Source organism: Paenibacillus graminis, assembly GCF_000758705.1.
In the GTDB taxonomy this organism is placed as follows: domain Bacteria; phylum Bacillota; class Bacilli; order Paenibacillales; family Paenibacillaceae; genus Paenibacillus_AQ; species Paenibacillus_AQ graminis.
In genome coordinates this window covers 3234397-3250340 of record NZ_CP009287.1, presented here as the reverse complement: position 1 = coordinate 3250340, position 15944 = coordinate 3234397, and the positions used below count along the sequence as shown (strand labels likewise).

The window sequence follows — 15944 nt, the reverse complement described above, 5'->3', positions numbered from 1 at the left end:
AACATCGGAATTATATTTGTAACCGTTTTAATAGTCCCAGGCCTCCGAATTTACAGGCCGAGTTGTGTTAGTTTGCCCAAAACACCGCTAAATCCACCAGCGGGAAAAAGAGTACATACGGCCAAAATAACGTTTGGCCAACAAACCATATAATCCTTCGGCCAATTTAAGTGGAAAAAGGATAACTAATTTGCTCGAACTCCCTATTCTCCACAGGTAAAGTGGAAAAAGGGCAACTAATTTAGCTTACATCACTCCCGACGAGCTAATAATGCCCAGTTAAGTTTCCTTTTGAAAGTAGAATAAAAAGTGGACACCCGTTAAGAGAGTATGAATAATGAACTTAACGAGGAGGTGTTCACATGGGTGAACAACGGCAACGGTATAATGAAAAATTTAAAAGAGAAGCGGTCAAGTACATTCAGGAACAGACGAAGACGGTGACGGAGATTGGGGAGGAGCTGGGCATCTCCCCTGGCGTACTGCACAACTGGCTGGCAAAGTATCGGGAGTTCGGGAATGAACCTGTAAACAGTGCGGAAAAGGTTCGCGAACTTGAGCAGCGACTGGCGGAACAAGAAAAAGAATTACAGGCAAGGGCGCAGCGAATTGCAGACGTCGAAGAGGAGCTCGTCATCGTAAAAAAAGCTGTGCACATCTTCAGCAAACCAAAGAACTGAGATTTCAGTTCATCGAAGATCATCGCTCCGAGTTTCGAATGGAGAAGATGTGCAGCGTTTTTGAAGTGTCCCGGAGCGGGTATTACAAATGGCGAAGCGCTACCTCGAGCCCTCAAGCCGAGCGTAAGGCGCTGGTGCTCCGGCGGATCATCTATCATTTCAAGGACAACAGACAACGTTATGGTAGCCCCAAAATTACCGAGCTTTTGCTGAAAGAAGGGTTCACCATTAGCGAGCGGACGGTAGGAAAATACATGCGAGAGCTCGGATTACGTTCCTGTGTAGCCAAGCGGTTTCGTGTAAAAACGACGGATTCCAATCACAATTTGCCCATTGCTCCCAATCTGCTGAATCAAAAATTTGCGACGGCCGAGCCTAACAAAGTCTGGGTCACAGACATTACCTACATTCCCTGCCGGCAAGGTAGGCTGTACCTGGCCAGTGTGCTCGACCTCTGCACGAGAGAAATTGTCGGCTGGAGACTGGAGGAACGAATGACGACGGATCTGGTACTGGGCGCACTGGACGACGCCTACAAGGCCAAGCGGCCCCCAAAGGGACTCATCCATCACTCCGATCGGGGATCACAGTACGCCTCTGCCGATTACCGTAAACGTCTAAAAAAATATCACATGAAGGCGAGCATGAGCCGTAAGGGAAATTGCTATGATAATGCCTGCATCGAATCCTTTCATAGCGTACTAAAGAAAGAGTTTGTTTATTGCACCAAGTTCAAAACGAAGCAGCACGCGCAGGACGAGATGTTCCAGTACATTGAATTTTTTTATAATCGCAAGCGAATCCACAGTGCGCTGGGTTATGTTTCCCCTGCCCAATTTGCAGCGAAGTTCAAGAAGAGAAAGACTGCCTAAATCTATTTTTTTGTGTCCACTTTCTTGACGGAAGTCCATTTTTCCACTTCATGCTCTCCATTTGCTGATTTTGGGGATAAATAAGTTCCCTTTTTCCAACTGGCACTGTACAGCTGCTTCTTCGGAAGGCGCTAAGGGATATCCCTACTGAATAACAAAGCGAGGTTACGGAGCTACTGGGGCTTCGAGTGCACGAGGACACGAGGCCCGGAAATATTATGCAAGAGACAAGATTAGCATCTTTTGGTTTGCATGTCCGCTATACTCTCCTGATGGCACCCAACCTGCCCCTTAAACTCCGCCGATGGTGTCCAATCTGTCCGCTTCACCACGCGGATGGTACCCAAGCCTCAAGCACCGCCTATATCACCTTAAACTTCCAGGATCTCTTCATTTTTATGATTTTATCATTTCTCAAACGACAAAACCCCGTTAGCACCTATCCGGTGAACGGGGTTTTGTATTCATAAAAAATCATCCGTGCATGATTTCAGTCTGCACCTCGGTCTTAGAACCGTCTTGTCTGACTCTGCGCCCTCTCCGCAGCAGCAGACCCAGCACAGCACCGCCCAGCGCTACGAAGATCATGATGTGAAAGGTATCGTCAAACCCTTTGGCAAGTACAGTTTGTGCAGCTAGCTTCAACGCTTCGGGAGAAGCATTCGCCGCATTCTTCCCGGCCGCAGCCGCAGCTTCTTGCATTTCCGCCCCGCGCGCTGCCGCCCTTGAGGTCAGGATGGTGACCAGTGTCGATACCGCCAGAGAGTTGATTACCTGCTGCATCGAGTTGGTCAGAGAAGTAACCCGGTTCACCAGGTGGCTTGGGGCCTTGTTCAGAAGATGGGTATTCATAGGCATTACCATCATCCCCATGCCCGCGCCGCACATAATCAGCGGCAGGATCAGGTCTTTGCTCTGTGTGGCAAGATCTGCATGCGAATATTGGAATAAGGCACCAGAGACAAGGCTAAGACCGCAAACCACCAGCCAGCGGACACCTATCCTGTCGAATAGAATCCCGGCAATGGGCATCATCAGTCCGGATGCAATGGCTTGGGGCAGCATCGTCAGACCGGTATCAAAAGCTCCGAAGCCGCGGGCCTGCTGGAGAAATTGCGGAAGCAGAAACAATGCGCCGTATAAGCCGAACTGGGCAATCCATTGTACGAGAATGCCTGTGCTGAAATCGCCGGAGCGCAGAATCCGCAGTTCCAACAGCGGGGTCTCCGAGCGAAACTCTGCAATCACAAAAGCGATTAAGGCGAGCACGCCCATGGATAACCCGATCAGTGTTTTGTCTGAGGTCCAGCTATCCGCACCTTGGCTGACACCGTACGACAGGGAGGCAAAGGCCAGAGGCCCGAGAATCATCCCGAGCTTATCCATGCCCGGTACTTGGGTCCGCTCTGATCTGGGCAGCTTCCGGGAACCGATCAGCAGGCAAATGATGCCAATCGGAATATTAATGAGGAAAATCCAGCGCCAGGAATGGTACTCCACAAGCCAGCCGGACAGTACAGGGCCGATCGCCGGAGCAAACAGCACCGGAATCCCCATGATTCCCATAACAACGCCAACCTTGCTCCTGGGAGCAAGCTTATACACGTAAGCCATCCCAACGGGAAGCACACAGCCTCCCCCCAGTCCCTGCAGCACACGGAATGCAATTAGCCATTCCGCACGGCTCGGGGTGGCACAGAGGAGAGAGCCGATGGTGAATACAATAACTGCGGCGAGAAAAACAGTTTTGGCTCCGAACCGGTCAGACAGCCAGCCGGACAACGGAATCACTGAGGCCTGAGCCAGCATATATCCGGTCACGATCCATTGCAGAGTATTTAGATCCGTATGAAAATCCTTGACTAGTGTGGACAAAGCCACATTCATCGCCGTGCTGTCCAGCACCACCATGAACACACCGGCAATGATCGCCAGCAGCGGAACCAGAATGCTTGACAGGCGAAAATCGGCATCCGACTTCAACGCTTGCTCCATCTTCTATCTCCTCCTAAGTTGAACTGCTCCGGTAGGCGTACATTGACCTTTGCGCAGCTTTATCTATATAATAAATGATACGAACGGACAATTGTCCGGTATTGCTTTTTCAGTGTACGGACAATTGTCCGCACTGTCAATTTAATTTTCATTTTTTTCTAATATAGATGCTGCATTTCCGAAAGGAGCCTGCCATGAATTCACACGAACCAGACCGCAGACCAACCAACAAACCAGCAAAAGAACCTCCGGTACCCGCCAGGGATTATCAGGACCCTTATGTCCAGCGGATTCTTGAGGCTGCAGAGGCATTGTTTGCCGAGAACGGCCTAGAGGCGGTCAGTATGTTCAGCATCGCCAAGCGGGCGGGAATCGGCCAGGGTTCGCTGTACCGCAGATTCACGGACAAAGGCGAAATCTGCTCTGCCTTGCTCTCAACCAGCTCCGAGCGTTTTCTTTCCCGTCTGGAACAGGAGCTGCAGGCCACAGCCGGATCTTCTGCCCCGTTGGAAGACCTGCAGAGCAGTATTGAGCAGGTCGTTGATTTCATAGACCAGCACGCTGAGCTGCTGCAGATGATTAAGTCCGAGTTCACCGGCAAGAAACAGCTTACTCAGTTCGAGCATCCGATTTTCCGCCGCCTGAACGCAGTGATGACCCAGCGCATCCGGCGGGCCGCGGATGATGGCTTGCTGATTGCGGTCGATCCGCAATTTGCCGCTACCGCCCTTATTGCCGTATTGAGCCCTGATCTCTACCTCTACCAACAGAAGCTGCACAGCTCTACCAAAGAGGAAATCTCTAAGGGCGTCCTCGCACTGTTCGTCATTGGAATCCAACGGACTTAACCTTTCCGGCACAGATCCTTTGACAACCCGCCTGAATATGCTATATTAATTAGCAATTGCGAATATCAATATTGACCTGCTATTTCACTAGGGGAGTCTGCCGACTGAGACGAAGCTTGAAGCTTCGGACCCTTGGAACCTGATCTGGATCATACCAGCGGAGGGAAGTGGAACAGAAACGATCAGCGGTGCCGCTATACGTCTACTGCCTGAACCTTTCAGACCCATTTGTCTCCACTTTGAGACAGATGGGTCTTTATTGTGTTGCCGCGCAATGAAAGGAGGCTTAGTACATACGAATATGATCTCAATGACGAACCTGTCCTATTCTTTCGGCACATCTCCGGAGACGCCGGTATTCAGCGGTCTGACAATGGATGTGCGCCAAGGGGAATTCATTTCTCTGGTCGGTGCCAGCGGCTGCGGTAAAAGCACATTATTCAAAATCATCGCCGGCTTGCTTCAGCACACCAGCGGTGATCTTAAAGTTCTGGGAACGACATCCGCCGATCCTTCATCACGCCTGGGACGGGTTGCCTATATGCCCCAGCAGGATCTGCTGCTGCCCTGGAGAACCGTGCTGGACAACTGCCTGCTTCCCTGGGAGCTGAACAGAACAGGCAGTAAAACGGAAGCGGTAAAAAGTATCCGTAATTTGCTGGAGCGTTTTGGACTGGAAGGTACAGAGCAGCGCTATCCGCATGAGCTGTCCGGCGGAATGCGCCAGCGGATCGCTATGCTGCGGACGCTGGCTGCCGGCAATACGCTCTTGCTTTTGGATGAGCCCTTCGGAGCACTGGATGCCATCACCAAACGCGGGCTTCACCGCTGGCTGCTGGAGCTGTGGGGCAGTCTGGAGCAGACCGTCCTGTTCATCACCCACGATCTGGAGGAGGCGCTCCTCCTCAGTGACCGGATCTATCTAATGTCCGGCGGCGCTGGCGGCGGTGTACAGGAATTCCTGGTAGATCTTCCGCGCCCCAGGCATTACCGCATGAATTATGAACCGCATTTTGCTGCTTTGCGGGCGGATTTGGAACGGAGGCTGTATGACACGCACCTATCTTAGAAAGTTTTTGCACGAATATGGCCCCTTTGCCCTGTTGGTGCTGCTGACTCTTGCCTTCTGGGAAAGCGCAGCCAGGCTGAAGCTTGTCCCTGCCTTCATTCTTCCGGCCCCTACGGCCATATGGACGGCAATGCTGGAGCAGAGGCTGCTGCTCTTTGGAGAACACTTGCCTGCTACACTGCAGGAGGTGCTGTTGGGTTTTGCGCTGTCCGTGTGCTGCGGTGTGCTGCTGGGTACGGGAATGCATATGTTCTCTCCGGTGGAGAAAGCGCTGTACCCCCTGCTGGTCATCAGCCAGACGATTCCGCTGATCGCGCTCTCCCCCATTTTTATTATGTGGTTTGGCTATACGCTGTGGAGCAAGGTAGCGGTGGTCTTCCTGACCGCTTTTTTTCCGGTCGTTATCGGCACTTATGACGGATTGCACAAAAGCGGAGCGGTGTACAAAGAGCTGCTGCTCACACTTGGTGCGAACCGCTGGCAGATTCTGCGGAAAACCGAGATTCCTCCGGCACTGCCCTCGCTGTTTTCGGGACTCAAGCTCTCAATTGTCTACTGTGTGATTGGCGCAACGATCGGGGAATGGCTGGGCGGCAGCCGGGGACTCGGGTATTTTAGCCGCCGGATGGCGGGCAATCTGCAAAGTGCTGAGATGTTCGCCGCTGTGTTTCTTTTATCCGTACTCGGCATTGTTCTGTTCCTAAGTATTAAGCTGCTCGAAAAATATATTTTGCAGAAAAGAGGCATTCATCGATGAACATCTTTCCCTCTGAACATCCCGTTAGTAACAAGAGTCTTTCCTTGCTCTCCCTACCGCTGCTTCTATGTCTTGCTATTGCAGTAAGCGGCTGTGGAGGCGGCAACAATGCTGTTCCAACCAGCTCCGCTTCAGCAGAGAACGCCCAGCAGCCCCACAAGCTAACGATTATGCTCGACTGGTATCCAAACGCCGTTCACTCTTTCCTGTACGCCGCACAACAGAATGGCTATTTCAAAGAGGAAGGCCTGGATGTGGATATCCAGATGCCCGCTGACAGCAATGATGCCTTGAAGCTGGTAGCCGCCGGCAAAGCCGATCTGGCCTTAAGCTACCAGCCGCAGGTGCTGATGGCCCGGGGAGAACAGATTCCGGTGAAGTCTGTCGCCGCCATCGTCCGGCATCCGCTGAACCATCTGATGTTACCGGCGGACAGCGGGATCAAAAGCCCGAAAGAGCTGGCTGGGAAAAATGCCGGATACTCTTCGGTTCCCTTATACGAAGCTATGCTGAAAACAATGGTCAAAAGCGATGGCGGCGATCCGTCCGCAGTGAAGCTGATCGATGTGGGTTTTGACCTGATTCCGGCCATTTCAACCGGACGTGTAGACGGAATTATCGGAGGATTCATTAATCATGAGCAGCTGATTCTGGAGAAGGAAGGGCATCCGGTCATTTCGCTGGACCCTACGGATTACGGTGTTCCCGACTACTACGAGCTGGTTCTGGTTGCAAGCGATCCGGGCTTGCAGAATTCTGAAGGTTACATCGAGAAGTTCATAGCGGCGGCACGCAAAGGACAGCAATTTGTTGCCGGGCACCCGCAGGAGGCGCTGGACCTTCTAATGGCTCACGAGGATGCTACCGCTCCCCTGGACAAAGACATCGAAATCAAAAGCCTGGAGCTTCTGCTTCCCCTGATGGATGCCGGCGATCAGCCGTTTGGCTATCAGGACCCCGCATCCTGGGACAAGGTTAAGGCCTGGCTGAATGACAACGGACTGCTGAATGGCGATTTCAAGACGCAGGAGGCTTTTATCAATTTGTGAGTTGTGCTGCAATGTGCACGAGATACAACAGACGACAGTTCCACCCTAGTAAATGCAGGATTCTGTTGCAGAAAATGCAATCAAGCTGGAAGACCTCGCTTAAACTCATATAAATTTTTTATGCTTTCGATGCCAGTTTTTTGTACGAAGTACACTCATTTGAAGTCTCTCACATATTACTTTCAGGAGGAATCATTATGTCATTCTTAACCAAAGTACGGGCCAGCAATCCGCTGGTGCACAACATCACTAATATTGTAGTTGCGAATTTCAGCGCCAACGGGCTGCTGGCGCTGGGGGCTTCACCTTTTATGGCTGATGCGCATGAAGAAGTCGCGGATATCGCCGCCATGTCTGGCGCTGTTGTGCTGAATATCGGCACATTAAATGATTATGCCATTGAATCCATGCTGCTGGCTGGCAAGGCGGCGAACCGCCATAACGTGCCGGTCGTGCTGGACCCCGTAGGCGCTGGAGCCACTGCTTACCGCACCGAAGTTACACATAAGCTGGTCAGCCATATGCAGATAACCGCGCTGCGCGGCAATGTCGCTGAAGTGGCTCATGTCCTCGGCAAGAACTGGAGCATCAAAGGCGTGGATGCCGGAGCCGGTGACGGTGATGTGGCCGCTTTGGCTGTACAAGCCGCGCTGAAGCTGAAGTGTGTTGTGATTATCACCGGCAAGGAAGATGTCGTCACGGATGGCACCGCCACCTTTGTAATCCGCAACGGTCATCCTGTTCTGACCCGGGTTACCGGCACCGGCTGCCTGCTGAGTGCAGTCGTCGGCGCGTTCCTCGCGGCCAGCGGCGGAGCCTGGCTGGAAGCTGCTGCTGAAGCCCTCTCCTTCTACGGCGTAGCTGCCGAAATCGCCGAAGAACGGACCCGCCTGCAGGGGCCCGGCAGCTTCCAGGCCGAATTCCTGAATCAATTGGCTCTTGTCACTCCGGAAGTATACGCTGCGCGATCCCGTATTCAGCGGCTGGAACAATAATCACAGCTTCACCAAAGGAGATTACGTTATGACTAACCATCCTATGACTAAAGTTTTCAAAGCGTTGACGGTCGCCGGCTCTGACAGCGGAGGCGGTGCCGGTATCCAGGCCGACCTCAAAACCTTTCAGGAGCTGGGTGTATATGGCATGTCTGCGCTCACCGCAGTGACCGCTCAGAACACTCTGGGGGTTCAAGGCGTGTATCCGCTGGAAGCGGAAGCCGTTGCCGCACAGCTCGATTCCATCGGGGCGGATCTTACACCCGATGCCGTTAAAACCGGCATGCTGTTCAGCAGCGGGCTCATCCGTACCGTTGCCCAAAAATTCCGGCAATATGGCTGGACAAAGCTGGTAATTGATCCGGTCATGGTTGCCAAAGGGGGGTCTCCCCTGCTTCAGCAGGAAGCCGTTCAGGCTTTGATCGCCCATCTGCTGCCGTTGTCCTTGGCCGTCACTCCCAATATCCCTGAAGCAGAAATTCTGACCGGAATGAAGATTTCCGGCATGGCTGACCGGGAAGCCGCGGCCAGGCTTGTCCACGCCATGGGACCGCGGTTTGTGATACTCAAAGGCGGTCACGACGAAGAAGGGGCACAGGTGACTGACCTTCTATATGATGGTGAACAGTTCATTTATTTACAGAGTCCCCGAATCGCTACCAGGCACACGCATGGAACCGGCTGCACCTTTTCCGCAGCCCTCGCGGCCGGATTGGCGCAAGGCCAATTAGTTCCGCAGGCGGTTCATACAGCCAAGGCATTTATCCAGGCAGCTATTGAAGATGGAATCCATATTGGTGCCGGAAACGGTCCGACAAATCACTTTGCCTACCAGAACAGACTAAGGGGGCAGCGCTAATGCAGCGTATGGATAGCGAACATGTGCGCAGACTGCTGAAGCTGTACTTCATTATGGGCAGTGTGAACTGCAAGCGAACTCCACTGGAGACACTCGCTGAAGCGATGGACGGCGGGATCACTTTATTTCAGTACCGTGAAAAGGGCAGCGCCGCATTCACCGGTAAGGCATATGTTGATCTTGCCCGGCAGCTCCAGCAGAAGTGCCGGGAGCGCAAGATACCTTTTATCGTAAACGATGACATCGATCTGGCCGCTGCCCTGGACGCAGACGGCGTGCATGTGGGACAGAATGATGCCCCGGCACGTTCCATCCGTGAGCGGCTGGGAGCGCACAAAATCATCGGTGTCTCCGCCCATAGCCTGAAGGAAGCGCAGCAGGCGATTGCCGACGGAGCCGACTATCTGGGAGTCGGGCCGGTATATCCTACTTCCTCTAAGGACGATGCTGAAGCGGTTCAAGGAACAAGGGTAATTGAGGAGCTGCGCCGCAGCGGACTTACCCTTCCGCTTGTTGGCATCGGCGGAATCACTGTAGACAATGCAAGTCCGGTAATCCGGGCAGGGGCTGACGGAATCTCTGTGATCTCCGCAATCGCCGGAGCAGCCGACATAAGGGATGCTGCCCGGAATTTCCTGCGGGTGATTGAGCAGTAGCAACGAAACGCAGCCTGCGGGACTGGCATATCCGCTTTTGCTGCACATCGTGTTGGATATCCATAACAAAAAAGCACAGCTGCCGGTACCATACGGCGCTGTGCTTTTTTATAACATCCCAATCCCCTCAGCGCCATCTGCCCATCACAACGGTATTGTAGTACTTTCCGTCAGACAGCAGCTTGTCGTTCTTCAGAAGACCTTCCCCGCCAAACGTTTCAAGAGGTTCCCTTTGTACTACTTTCCAATCATAAACCTGCCAGTAATGTAGTCAATATTATGCAGTCTTGACATTGCCGCCCGATTAGTTTACTTTATAAACAGTTTACAGCGGTAACTTTTTTTCATCAAAGGAAGGTGCAGCATGGCGGATCGGGAACAAACCATAGAAGTGTATCAATCGTTTTTTGCGGTAGCCCGCCAGCTCAAACGGCTCGCACATCAAAGTGCAGCCAACCTTGGGCTGACTGTTCATCAGATCGGCATTCTGAATTTCCTGAGGCAGCATCCGGGGCAGACCCAGAAAGAGGTTACGGAACGCCTGGTGTTCAATAAAAGCCGGGTCAGTCTGCAAATCGACGCCCTCGCGCTTAAGGGGCTGGTCACCCGCGCTGTTTCTGAGCTGGACCGCAGGGAGACAAGGCTGTATCTCACGGATGAAGGCGAGGCGTTGTGCCTGCGGTATAACGAGGAGGCTTGGTCACATAAGGTGCTGGGCGAAGCCCTGGAGCAATTTTCGGTGCAGGAGCTGAACCAGCTGATTCACATGAACAAGCTGCTGCTGCTGCATCTGAACCCCTAAATCTATAGAAGCTGGTGATAGCATGTCCCGAGGTTTTGGACCAAGCGGCGGCCATGGCCGTATGAAATTCGACGACGACAACAAAAAAACTAATCTGAGCAAAGCGCTTTTACTGCGCATAGCGGGATATTTCATCCCCTACTGGAAGCAGACCCTGCTCGTGATGGCGGTGCTGGTTGTGACTGCTGTCCTTGGCCTTCTGCCCCCCTTGTTCATTCAGCAGATTATCGACCAGGCGCTGCCGGATAAAAATATGCGGCTCCTCGTTTTGCTTGTTCTTGCATCACTGGGGACAACGGTCGTATCCGGCCTGTTAGGTGTGCTCCAGAATTATTTGAATTCTTTCATCTCGCTGCATATTGTCTATGATATGAAAAACCAAATGTACCGCCATCTGCAAAAGATGCCGCTGCAGTTCTACTCCGGGGTCCAGCAGGGAGAAGTGATCACGCGGATGACCAGCGATATTTCAGGTGTCCAGGGCGTATTCAGCAACACGGTGGTCAATTTTGCCAGCAATCTGTTCATTCTCGCCTCCACGGCTATAACGCTGTTCATTATGAACTGGAAGCTGGCTCTACTGGGAATCCTTGTGATTCCTTTGTTCGTTGTCCCTACCCGGAAAATGGGCAATATCAGTTGGAAGCTGGCTAAGCAGACCCAGGAAAAAATCTCCGAGCAAAATCAGATCATCCAGGAAACCCTCAGCATCAGCGGGTATCTGTTAATGAAGCTGTTCACTAAAGAAGCAGCGGAGTACACCAAATTTCAAACGGTCAACGAGGAGGCCACCAGCCTGCAAATCCGGCAATCCATGGCCGGCCGCTGGTTCATGATGGTTCTGTCCACGTTTACCAGTATCGGCCCACTTCTTATTTACTTGTATGGCGGGTATCTGTTCATCCAGGGAGAGCTGTCTATAGGGGCTATCGTAGCTTTTGTCGCTCTGCTGGGCAGACTTTACGGGCCTGTGCTGCAGATGACAAATCTCTATGTGGATATTAAGCGCTCCGCCGCGCTGTTTGAACGGATCTTTGACTATTTTGACATGAAGCCGCTGATTGTTGATAAGCCTGAAGCCCGGTCCATCAGCGCTGCGGGCAAAGACATCGTATTTCACGAGGTTTCTTTTGCCTATCAGGCAGATAAAACAGCACTGCACGGAATCTCGTTCACCGCCGCTGCCGGCACCCTCACCGCACTGGTCGGCCCCAGCGGAGCAGGCAAAACAACCATTACCAATCTCATCCCGCGCCTCTATGAAACGGATTCGGGTACCCTCACGATTGGAGACAGCAATATCCGGGATTTCACTCTGGAATCTCTTCGTGCGCAGATCGGCCTGGTGACCCAGGACACTTATCTGTTCAACGGGACGATCCGGGAGAATCTGATGTACGCAGATCCAGAAGCCAGCGAGGCCCGGATCATTGCCGCCTGCCAGGCTGCATATATCCATGATTTTATTATTAGTCTGCCTGAAGGGTACGACACAGTGGTGGGCAACCGGGGCGTCAAGCTGTCCGGGGGCGAGAAGCAGCGGATCTCCATCGCCCGTGTGCTGCTGAAGAATCCGCCGGTCATCATCATGGATGAAGCGACCTCTTCCCTCGATACCGCCTCGGAATATTATATCCAGCAAGCTATGCATTCCCTGCTGCAGGGCAAGACAAGCATTGTGATCGCCCATCGGCTCTCCACCATCATGGCGGCGGACCAGATTCTCGTCGTGCAGGCCGGGACCATTGTCGAGCAAGGGACACATCAGTCGCTCCTGGAGCAGCATGGCGTATACAGGGATCTATACGACAAGCAGTATGAGCCCAAGGTGCTGACTTAGCAAAAAGGAAGGCTAAACCGTTCGGTTTATTTCCTTAACAACATTATTAAGTGGAAAAAGGTACACTAATTTCATCGGGCACACTGTACTCCGGTAGTTTAAGTGGAAAAAGTTGCACTAATTCAGCTCATACCGTCTATGTTGAGGTAATCGCTATTGATTAAATATTTACACTTCTTAGCCCCCAAAAAGAAAAACCTCATTTCCTGAAAGAAAATCCGTATTGCGCCAATGCAGGGAGCGGCACAATACGGATTTTCTTTTACTTAGCCAAACGAGTATTGCTGTGTTCCAGCGGTTTGAGTTTATCCATCCATCCGTTAACCGGTTCGTACGAACCCTTCTGGATTAGCTGGCTGTAGGTGTCCACAAATCCGCCGTCTCCGGCCTTTTGTCCCGCCCACTTATAGAACTCTGGGAATTTCGCCTCAGCCTCGTCCAGCCGGTCCAGAAGCAGATAAACATCGAGCAGCGCTTCAAAAGTATTTTCGGTGGGATCTGTCTTATAATTCTGTTCCTTCAGCGGCAGCTGGTCCTCATAATATTGCCGTGTTCTGGAGATGTCCGGGACATATTGGTTATTCTTGAGCTCATAAACCGCAAATAAAGCTGGACCCAGCGGCATCTGGCCGGAATAAGGGCTGGCTAACAGCACCAGCTTGCCATTCTGACCGGCATCCTCATATTTCACCAGAACATTATCATGTACCGTCACCTGCAGCACACCGCTTATTTCCTCAAGAACAATGAACGCTGATTCCGGCCGGTTGTCCGCCAGGCTGAACAGCAGCGTTGGCCGGTCATTTTGCAGGAGCGCTTCGGCCCAAACATTCTTGGCCTCATCAAAACTGTACCCTCCTTCAAAAACCAATCCCTTCTTTTTACTGTCAAAAAGGATTTCGCCGTTCTTGGCAACCACAAACTGCGTGTAGTTAAATTCACCGTTGTTCCAATAGTAAATCTCGTAGTTGTCACTGTTAAGCGCAATAGAGTCTTTGTGAACAAAACCGGTATATTGATCCTCAATCCGGGAAGATGCCGCCGCAGAGCCTTCCGGAGAGGGAAGTGACGTTACAGCCGGTGAAGCCAGCGGTGATGGTGATGGTGATGGTGATGCCACTTCAGCAGCCGCAGCAGTTTTGTTCGAGTCTCCATTGCCGGTATCCCCTGTACCTCCATTTGATGAACAACCGGCAAGAACCAATAAGATGATCAAAACACTGACAATCCGCACGCGCGTAGTCCTCCTCCAACTTCTCTATTTTTACAAATCCCCAGAATGGCTTAGCCTTGCAAAAAGTTCTGCCAGTTCGGTCTGCTCCAGGTGCCTCCACTGCCCTCTCTCCAGCCCGCTGAGTACAATGTTCATAATCCTGATCCGCTCCAGCCGGAGCACCCGGTAACCCAGCTCCTTGCACATGCGGCGGATTTGCAGATTCAACCCTTGCGTGAGCACAATCCGAAATCCGGTTTTACTGATCCTGCTGGTCTCGCATGGCTTGGTCCGGGTCCCCAGGATATCCACGCCAGCAGCCATTCTGTGCAAAAACTCATCTGTCACAGGTTTGTCTACAGCAACCGAGTATTCCTTCTCATGCCCGTTCTCTGAACGCATCATCCGGTTCACGATGGAGCCGTCATTGGTCAGCAGGATCAATCCCTCCGAATATTTATCCAGCCTGCCCACCGCAAAAATTCGGGAAGGGTATCCCACAAAATCAATAATATTGCCCTCCACTTCACGTGAGGATGTGCAGGTAATGCCTACAGGCTTGTTAAGCGCCAGGTATACCAGCTTCCTTGCGGCCGTTGTTACCGGCACTCCGTCGACAGCTACAAGATCCCCCGGTTCCACTTGCGCACCTTTTGCACAAGGCTCCCCATTGATAGTAATCCGTCCAGCAGCAATTAATCTGTCGGTCTCCCGGCGCGGATAAAGCCCGCCCTCGCTTATGTATTTGTTGATTCTCATGTCTGGCTCCGCTCTCTTACTTAATAAACAACATCTGACCGGCGCGTGTTATCCCTACAGCTCCAAATCAGATGCCATTGAATGATGATCTATGAGCATCCGGCTGTTTTACTTGCTGCTCCCGGTTTGTTTTGAGCTGCCGGCCTTTGCCGAAGACGTGCTTTTGCCGCCAGGTCCCCCGGCAGGGCTTCCTTTGGCTGCCTTTACAGGCTTAGCCGTTTTGTTCCAGCGGGTCCAGCCTTTGCTTCCTGTGCCTCTGCCTGTGCCGCCGCCTTTACTTTTTGCCACAATATCACTCCACCCGGTATTTTGTTTTCATCTTGCCTGCATCTATCTTACCATTTCATGTACAAGATGTCAGGTTAGCACGCCAACAGCCTGCCGGAGAACCTCCGGCAGGCTGTTGCACAGCCAATTATTTATACGGGAATACGGCAACTATTTCGGCTGGATATATCCTTCGGCTTTGAGCAGTTCTGCGATCAGCACCGCACCGCCAGCAGCACCTCTTACCGTATTGTGGGACAAGCTGACAAATTTATAATCGTACAGCGAATCCTCACGGAGTCTGCCGGCCGAGATGCCCATGCCGTTCTCGATGTCACGGTCCAGCTGTGTTTGCGGACGGTTTTCCTCTGCGAAATAGGTAATGAACTGCTTAGGAGCACTTGGCAGTCCGAGCGCCTGCGGACGGCCTTGAAAGCTGTTCCAGCGTTCCAGAATCTCTTCCTTGGAAGGCTTCTGCTCAAAGGAAGCGAACACGGCGGCCATGTGGCCGTCAGCAACCGGCACACGGATACATTGTGTCGTAATCACAGGCTGTTCGCTTTTTACGATGCCTTCCTCCGTCACATTGCCCCAGATCCGCAGCGGCTCCTGCTCGCTCTTCTCTTCTTCGCCGCCAATATATGGGATAACGTTGTCGACCATCTCCGGCCAATCGGTGAACGTCTTGCCCGCCCCGGAAATTGCCTGGTAGGTTGTTACTACAACCTTAGAAGGCTTAAAATCCTGAAGTGCATGCAATGTAGGCATATAGCTCTGAATCGAGCAGTTGGGCTTCACGGCAATAAAGCCGGTTTCCGTACCCAGACGTTTACGCTGCTGGGCAATTACTTCCAGATGCTCCGGATTGATCTCAGGAATCACCATTGGTACATCTGGCGTCCAGCGGTGCGCAGAGTTATTGGAAATGACCGGAGTTCCTGTGCGCGCATAGGCTTCTTCCAGCGCCTTAATTTCCTCTTTTTTCATATCAACGGCACAGAAAATCAGATCGACATCCTTAGCTACTTCCTCTACCTTGGAGGCATCCTGAACCATGATGCTTTTGACGGATTCAGGCATAGGAGTGGACAGCTTCCATCTGTTTTTGACCGATTCTTCATAAGTCTTGCCTGCCGAGCTTGCACTTGCAGCAATAGCCGTCACCTGAAACCACGGATGATTCTCAAGCAGTGCAATAAAACGCTGGCCCACCATACCGGTACCCCCGACGATACCCGCTCTCAACTTACTTGACATAAGAATTTCAATTCCTTTCAAGCAGC

General features: G+C 52.2%; 16 protein-coding genes, 1 pseudogene and 1 riboswitch. Of the genes and pseudogenes, 11 read left to right on the top strand and 6 right to left on the bottom strand.

The window, feature by feature from the left end; genetic code table 11:
* The first annotated feature begins 362 nt into the window (after positions 1-362).
* Both PGRAT_RS34030 and PGRAT_RS13405 read left to right on the top strand, forming a co-directional pair.
* Positions 363-680 (top strand): transposase, encoded by a 318-nt coding sequence (locus PGRAT_RS34030; RefSeq protein ID WP_025706610.1) that lies wholly within the window; start codon positions 363-365, stop codon positions 678-680.
* Complete coding sequence (locus PGRAT_RS13405) at positions 587-1552, top strand: IS3 family transposase (protein ID WP_202903649.1); 966 nt, start codon at positions 587-589, stop codon at positions 1550-1552. The genes PGRAT_RS34030 and PGRAT_RS13405 overlap by 94 nt, the downstream gene beginning before the upstream one ends.
* A gap of 474 nt (positions 1553-2026) precedes the next feature.
* On the opposite strand, the gene PGRAT_RS13400 is transcribed toward PGRAT_RS13405, so the two are convergent.
* Positions 2027-3547 (bottom strand): DHA2 family efflux MFS transporter permease subunit, encoded by a 1521-nt coding sequence (locus tag PGRAT_RS13400; protein ID WP_025709253.1) that lies wholly within the window; start codon positions 3545-3547, stop codon positions 2027-2029.
* 194 nt (positions 3548-3741) lie between these two features.
* On the opposite strand from PGRAT_RS13400, the gene PGRAT_RS31620 reads away from it, so the two are divergent.
* The 7 genes from PGRAT_RS31620 (at position 3742) to thiE (ending at position 9780) form a co-directional block, all read left to right on the top strand.
* Complete coding sequence (locus PGRAT_RS31620) at positions 3742-4395, top strand: TetR/AcrR family transcriptional regulator (RefSeq protein ID WP_025709252.1); 654 nt, start codon at positions 3742-3744, stop codon at positions 4393-4395.
* 79 nt (positions 4396-4474) lie between these two features.
* Positions 4475-4578, top strand: a riboswitch (TPP riboswitch).
* Between the two features lie 91 nt (positions 4579-4669).
* Entirely contained in the window at positions 4670-5464 is a 795-nt protein-coding gene (locus PGRAT_RS13390) for an ABC transporter ATP-binding protein (RefSeq protein WP_036707258.1), read from the top strand.
* Positions 5445-6221 carry an ABC transporter permease gene (locus tag PGRAT_RS13385; RefSeq protein ID WP_025709250.1) on the top strand — a complete coding sequence of 259 codons (777 nt, stop codon included), beginning with the start codon at positions 5445-5447 and terminating at the stop codon, positions 6219-6221. The genes PGRAT_RS13390 and PGRAT_RS13385 overlap by 20 nt, the downstream gene beginning before the upstream one ends.
* Positions 6218-7270 (top strand): ABC transporter substrate-binding protein, encoded by a 1053-nt coding sequence (locus PGRAT_RS13380; RefSeq protein ID WP_025709248.1) that lies wholly within the window; start codon positions 6218-6220, stop codon positions 7268-7270. The genes PGRAT_RS13385 and PGRAT_RS13380 overlap by 4 nt, the downstream gene beginning before the upstream one ends.
* 194 nt (positions 7271-7464) lie before the next feature.
* The gene (gene thiM / locus PGRAT_RS13375; protein WP_280515383.1) at positions 7465-8265 is read left to right on the top strand and encodes a hydroxyethylthiazole kinase; all 801 of its coding nucleotides are present in this window, start codon (positions 7465-7467) and stop codon (positions 8263-8265) included.
* A 28-nt stretch (positions 8266-8293) separates the two neighbouring features.
* A complete protein-coding gene (gene thiD, locus PGRAT_RS13370; RefSeq protein WP_420329484.1) occupies positions 8294-9124 on the top strand; it encodes a bifunctional hydroxymethylpyrimidine kinase/phosphomethylpyrimidine kinase in 831 nt (276 codons plus the stop codon).
* Complete coding sequence (thiE, locus tag PGRAT_RS13365; protein ID WP_025703743.1) at positions 9124-9780, top strand: thiamine phosphate synthase; 657 nt, start codon at positions 9124-9126, stop codon at positions 9778-9780. The genes thiD and thiE overlap by 1 nt, the downstream gene beginning before the upstream one ends.
* 127 nt (positions 9781-9907) lie before the next feature.
* Here the strand turns inward: thiE and PGRAT_RS32365 are convergent.
* Positions 9908-9994 (bottom strand): annotated as a pseudogene (locus PGRAT_RS32365) (GNAT family N-acetyltransferase); the annotation flags it as partial.
* Positions 9995-10144: 150 nt separating this feature from the next.
* On the opposite strand from PGRAT_RS32365, the gene PGRAT_RS13360 reads away from it, so the two are divergent.
* The gene (locus PGRAT_RS13360; RefSeq protein ID WP_025703742.1) at positions 10145-10582 is read left to right on the top strand and encodes a MarR family winged helix-turn-helix transcriptional regulator; all 438 of its coding nucleotides are present in this window, start codon (positions 10145-10147) and stop codon (positions 10580-10582) included.
* Positions 10583-10604: 22 nt separating this feature from the next.
* Positions 10605-12422 carry an ABC transporter ATP-binding protein gene (locus tag PGRAT_RS13355; protein ID WP_042266733.1) on the top strand — a complete coding sequence of 606 codons (1818 nt, stop codon included), beginning with the start codon at positions 10605-10607 and terminating at the stop codon, positions 12420-12422.
* Between the two features lie 262 nt (positions 12423-12684).
* Here PGRAT_RS13355 and PGRAT_RS13350 read toward each other — a convergent pair whose 3' ends face one another.
* The 4 genes from PGRAT_RS13350 to asd all read right to left on the bottom strand — a co-directional run bounded on the left by PGRAT_RS13350 (position 12685) and on the right by asd (position 15918).
* The gene (locus tag PGRAT_RS13350; protein WP_025703740.1) at positions 12685-13656 is read right to left on the bottom strand and encodes a hypothetical protein; all 972 of its coding nucleotides are present in this window, start codon (positions 13654-13656) and stop codon (positions 12685-12687) included.
* A 30-nt stretch (positions 13657-13686) separates the two neighbouring features.
* Positions 13687-14394, bottom strand: coding sequence for a pseudouridine synthase (locus PGRAT_RS13345; protein ID WP_025703739.1), 708 nt, complete (start codon positions 14392-14394; stop codon positions 13687-13689).
* Between the two features lie 108 nt (positions 14395-14502).
* Positions 14503-14685 (bottom strand): DUF3934 family protein, encoded by a 183-nt coding sequence (locus tag PGRAT_RS13340; RefSeq protein ID WP_036703200.1) that lies wholly within the window; start codon positions 14683-14685, stop codon positions 14503-14505.
* Between the two features lie 147 nt (positions 14686-14832).
* A complete protein-coding gene (gene asd / locus PGRAT_RS13335) occupies positions 14833-15918 on the bottom strand; it encodes an aspartate-semialdehyde dehydrogenase (RefSeq protein ID WP_025703737.1) in 1086 nt (361 codons plus the stop codon).
* Positions 15919-15944 lie beyond the last annotated feature (26 nt).

Bases quoted from the DNA above. Each gene is read 5' to 3' on its own strand.
- PGRAT_RS34030 (WP_025706610.1), top strand. From the start codon at position 363: ATGGGTGAACAACGGCAACGGTATAATGAAAAATTTAAAAGAGAAGCG.
- PGRAT_RS13400 (WP_025709253.1), bottom strand. From the start codon at position 3,547: ATGGAGCAAGCGTTGAAGTCGGATGCCGATTTTCGCCTGTCAAGCATT.
- PGRAT_RS31620 (WP_025709252.1), top strand. From the start codon at position 3,742: ATGAATTCACACGAACCAGACCGCAGACCAACCAACAAACCAGCAAAA.
- PGRAT_RS13390 (WP_036707258.1), top strand. From the start codon at position 4,670: ATGAAAGGAGGCTTAGTACATACGAATATGATCTCAATGACGAACCTG.
- PGRAT_RS13385 (WP_025709250.1), top strand. From the start codon at position 5,445: ATGACACGCACCTATCTTAGAAAGTTTTTGCACGAATATGGCCCCTTT.
- PGRAT_RS13380 (WP_025709248.1), top strand. From the start codon at position 6,218: ATGAACATCTTTCCCTCTGAACATCCCGTTAGTAACAAGAGTCTTTCC.
- thiD (WP_420329484.1), top strand. From the start codon at position 8,294: ATGACTAACCATCCTATGACTAAAGTTTTCAAAGCGTTGACGGTCGCC.
- thiE (WP_025703743.1), top strand. From the start codon at position 9,124: ATGCAGCGTATGGATAGCGAACATGTGCGCAGACTGCTGAAGCTGTAC.
- PGRAT_RS13360 (WP_025703742.1), top strand. From the start codon at position 10,145: ATGGCGGATCGGGAACAAACCATAGAAGTGTATCAATCGTTTTTTGCG.
- PGRAT_RS13355 (WP_042266733.1), top strand. From the start codon at position 10,605: ATGTCCCGAGGTTTTGGACCAAGCGGCGGCCATGGCCGTATGAAATTC.
- PGRAT_RS13345 (WP_025703739.1), bottom strand. From the start codon at position 14,394: ATGAGAATCAACAAATACATAAGCGAGGGCGGGCTTTATCCGCGCCGG.
- asd (WP_025703737.1), bottom strand. From the start codon at position 15,918: ATGTCAAGTAAGTTGAGAGCGGGTATCGTCGGGGGTACCGGTATGGTG.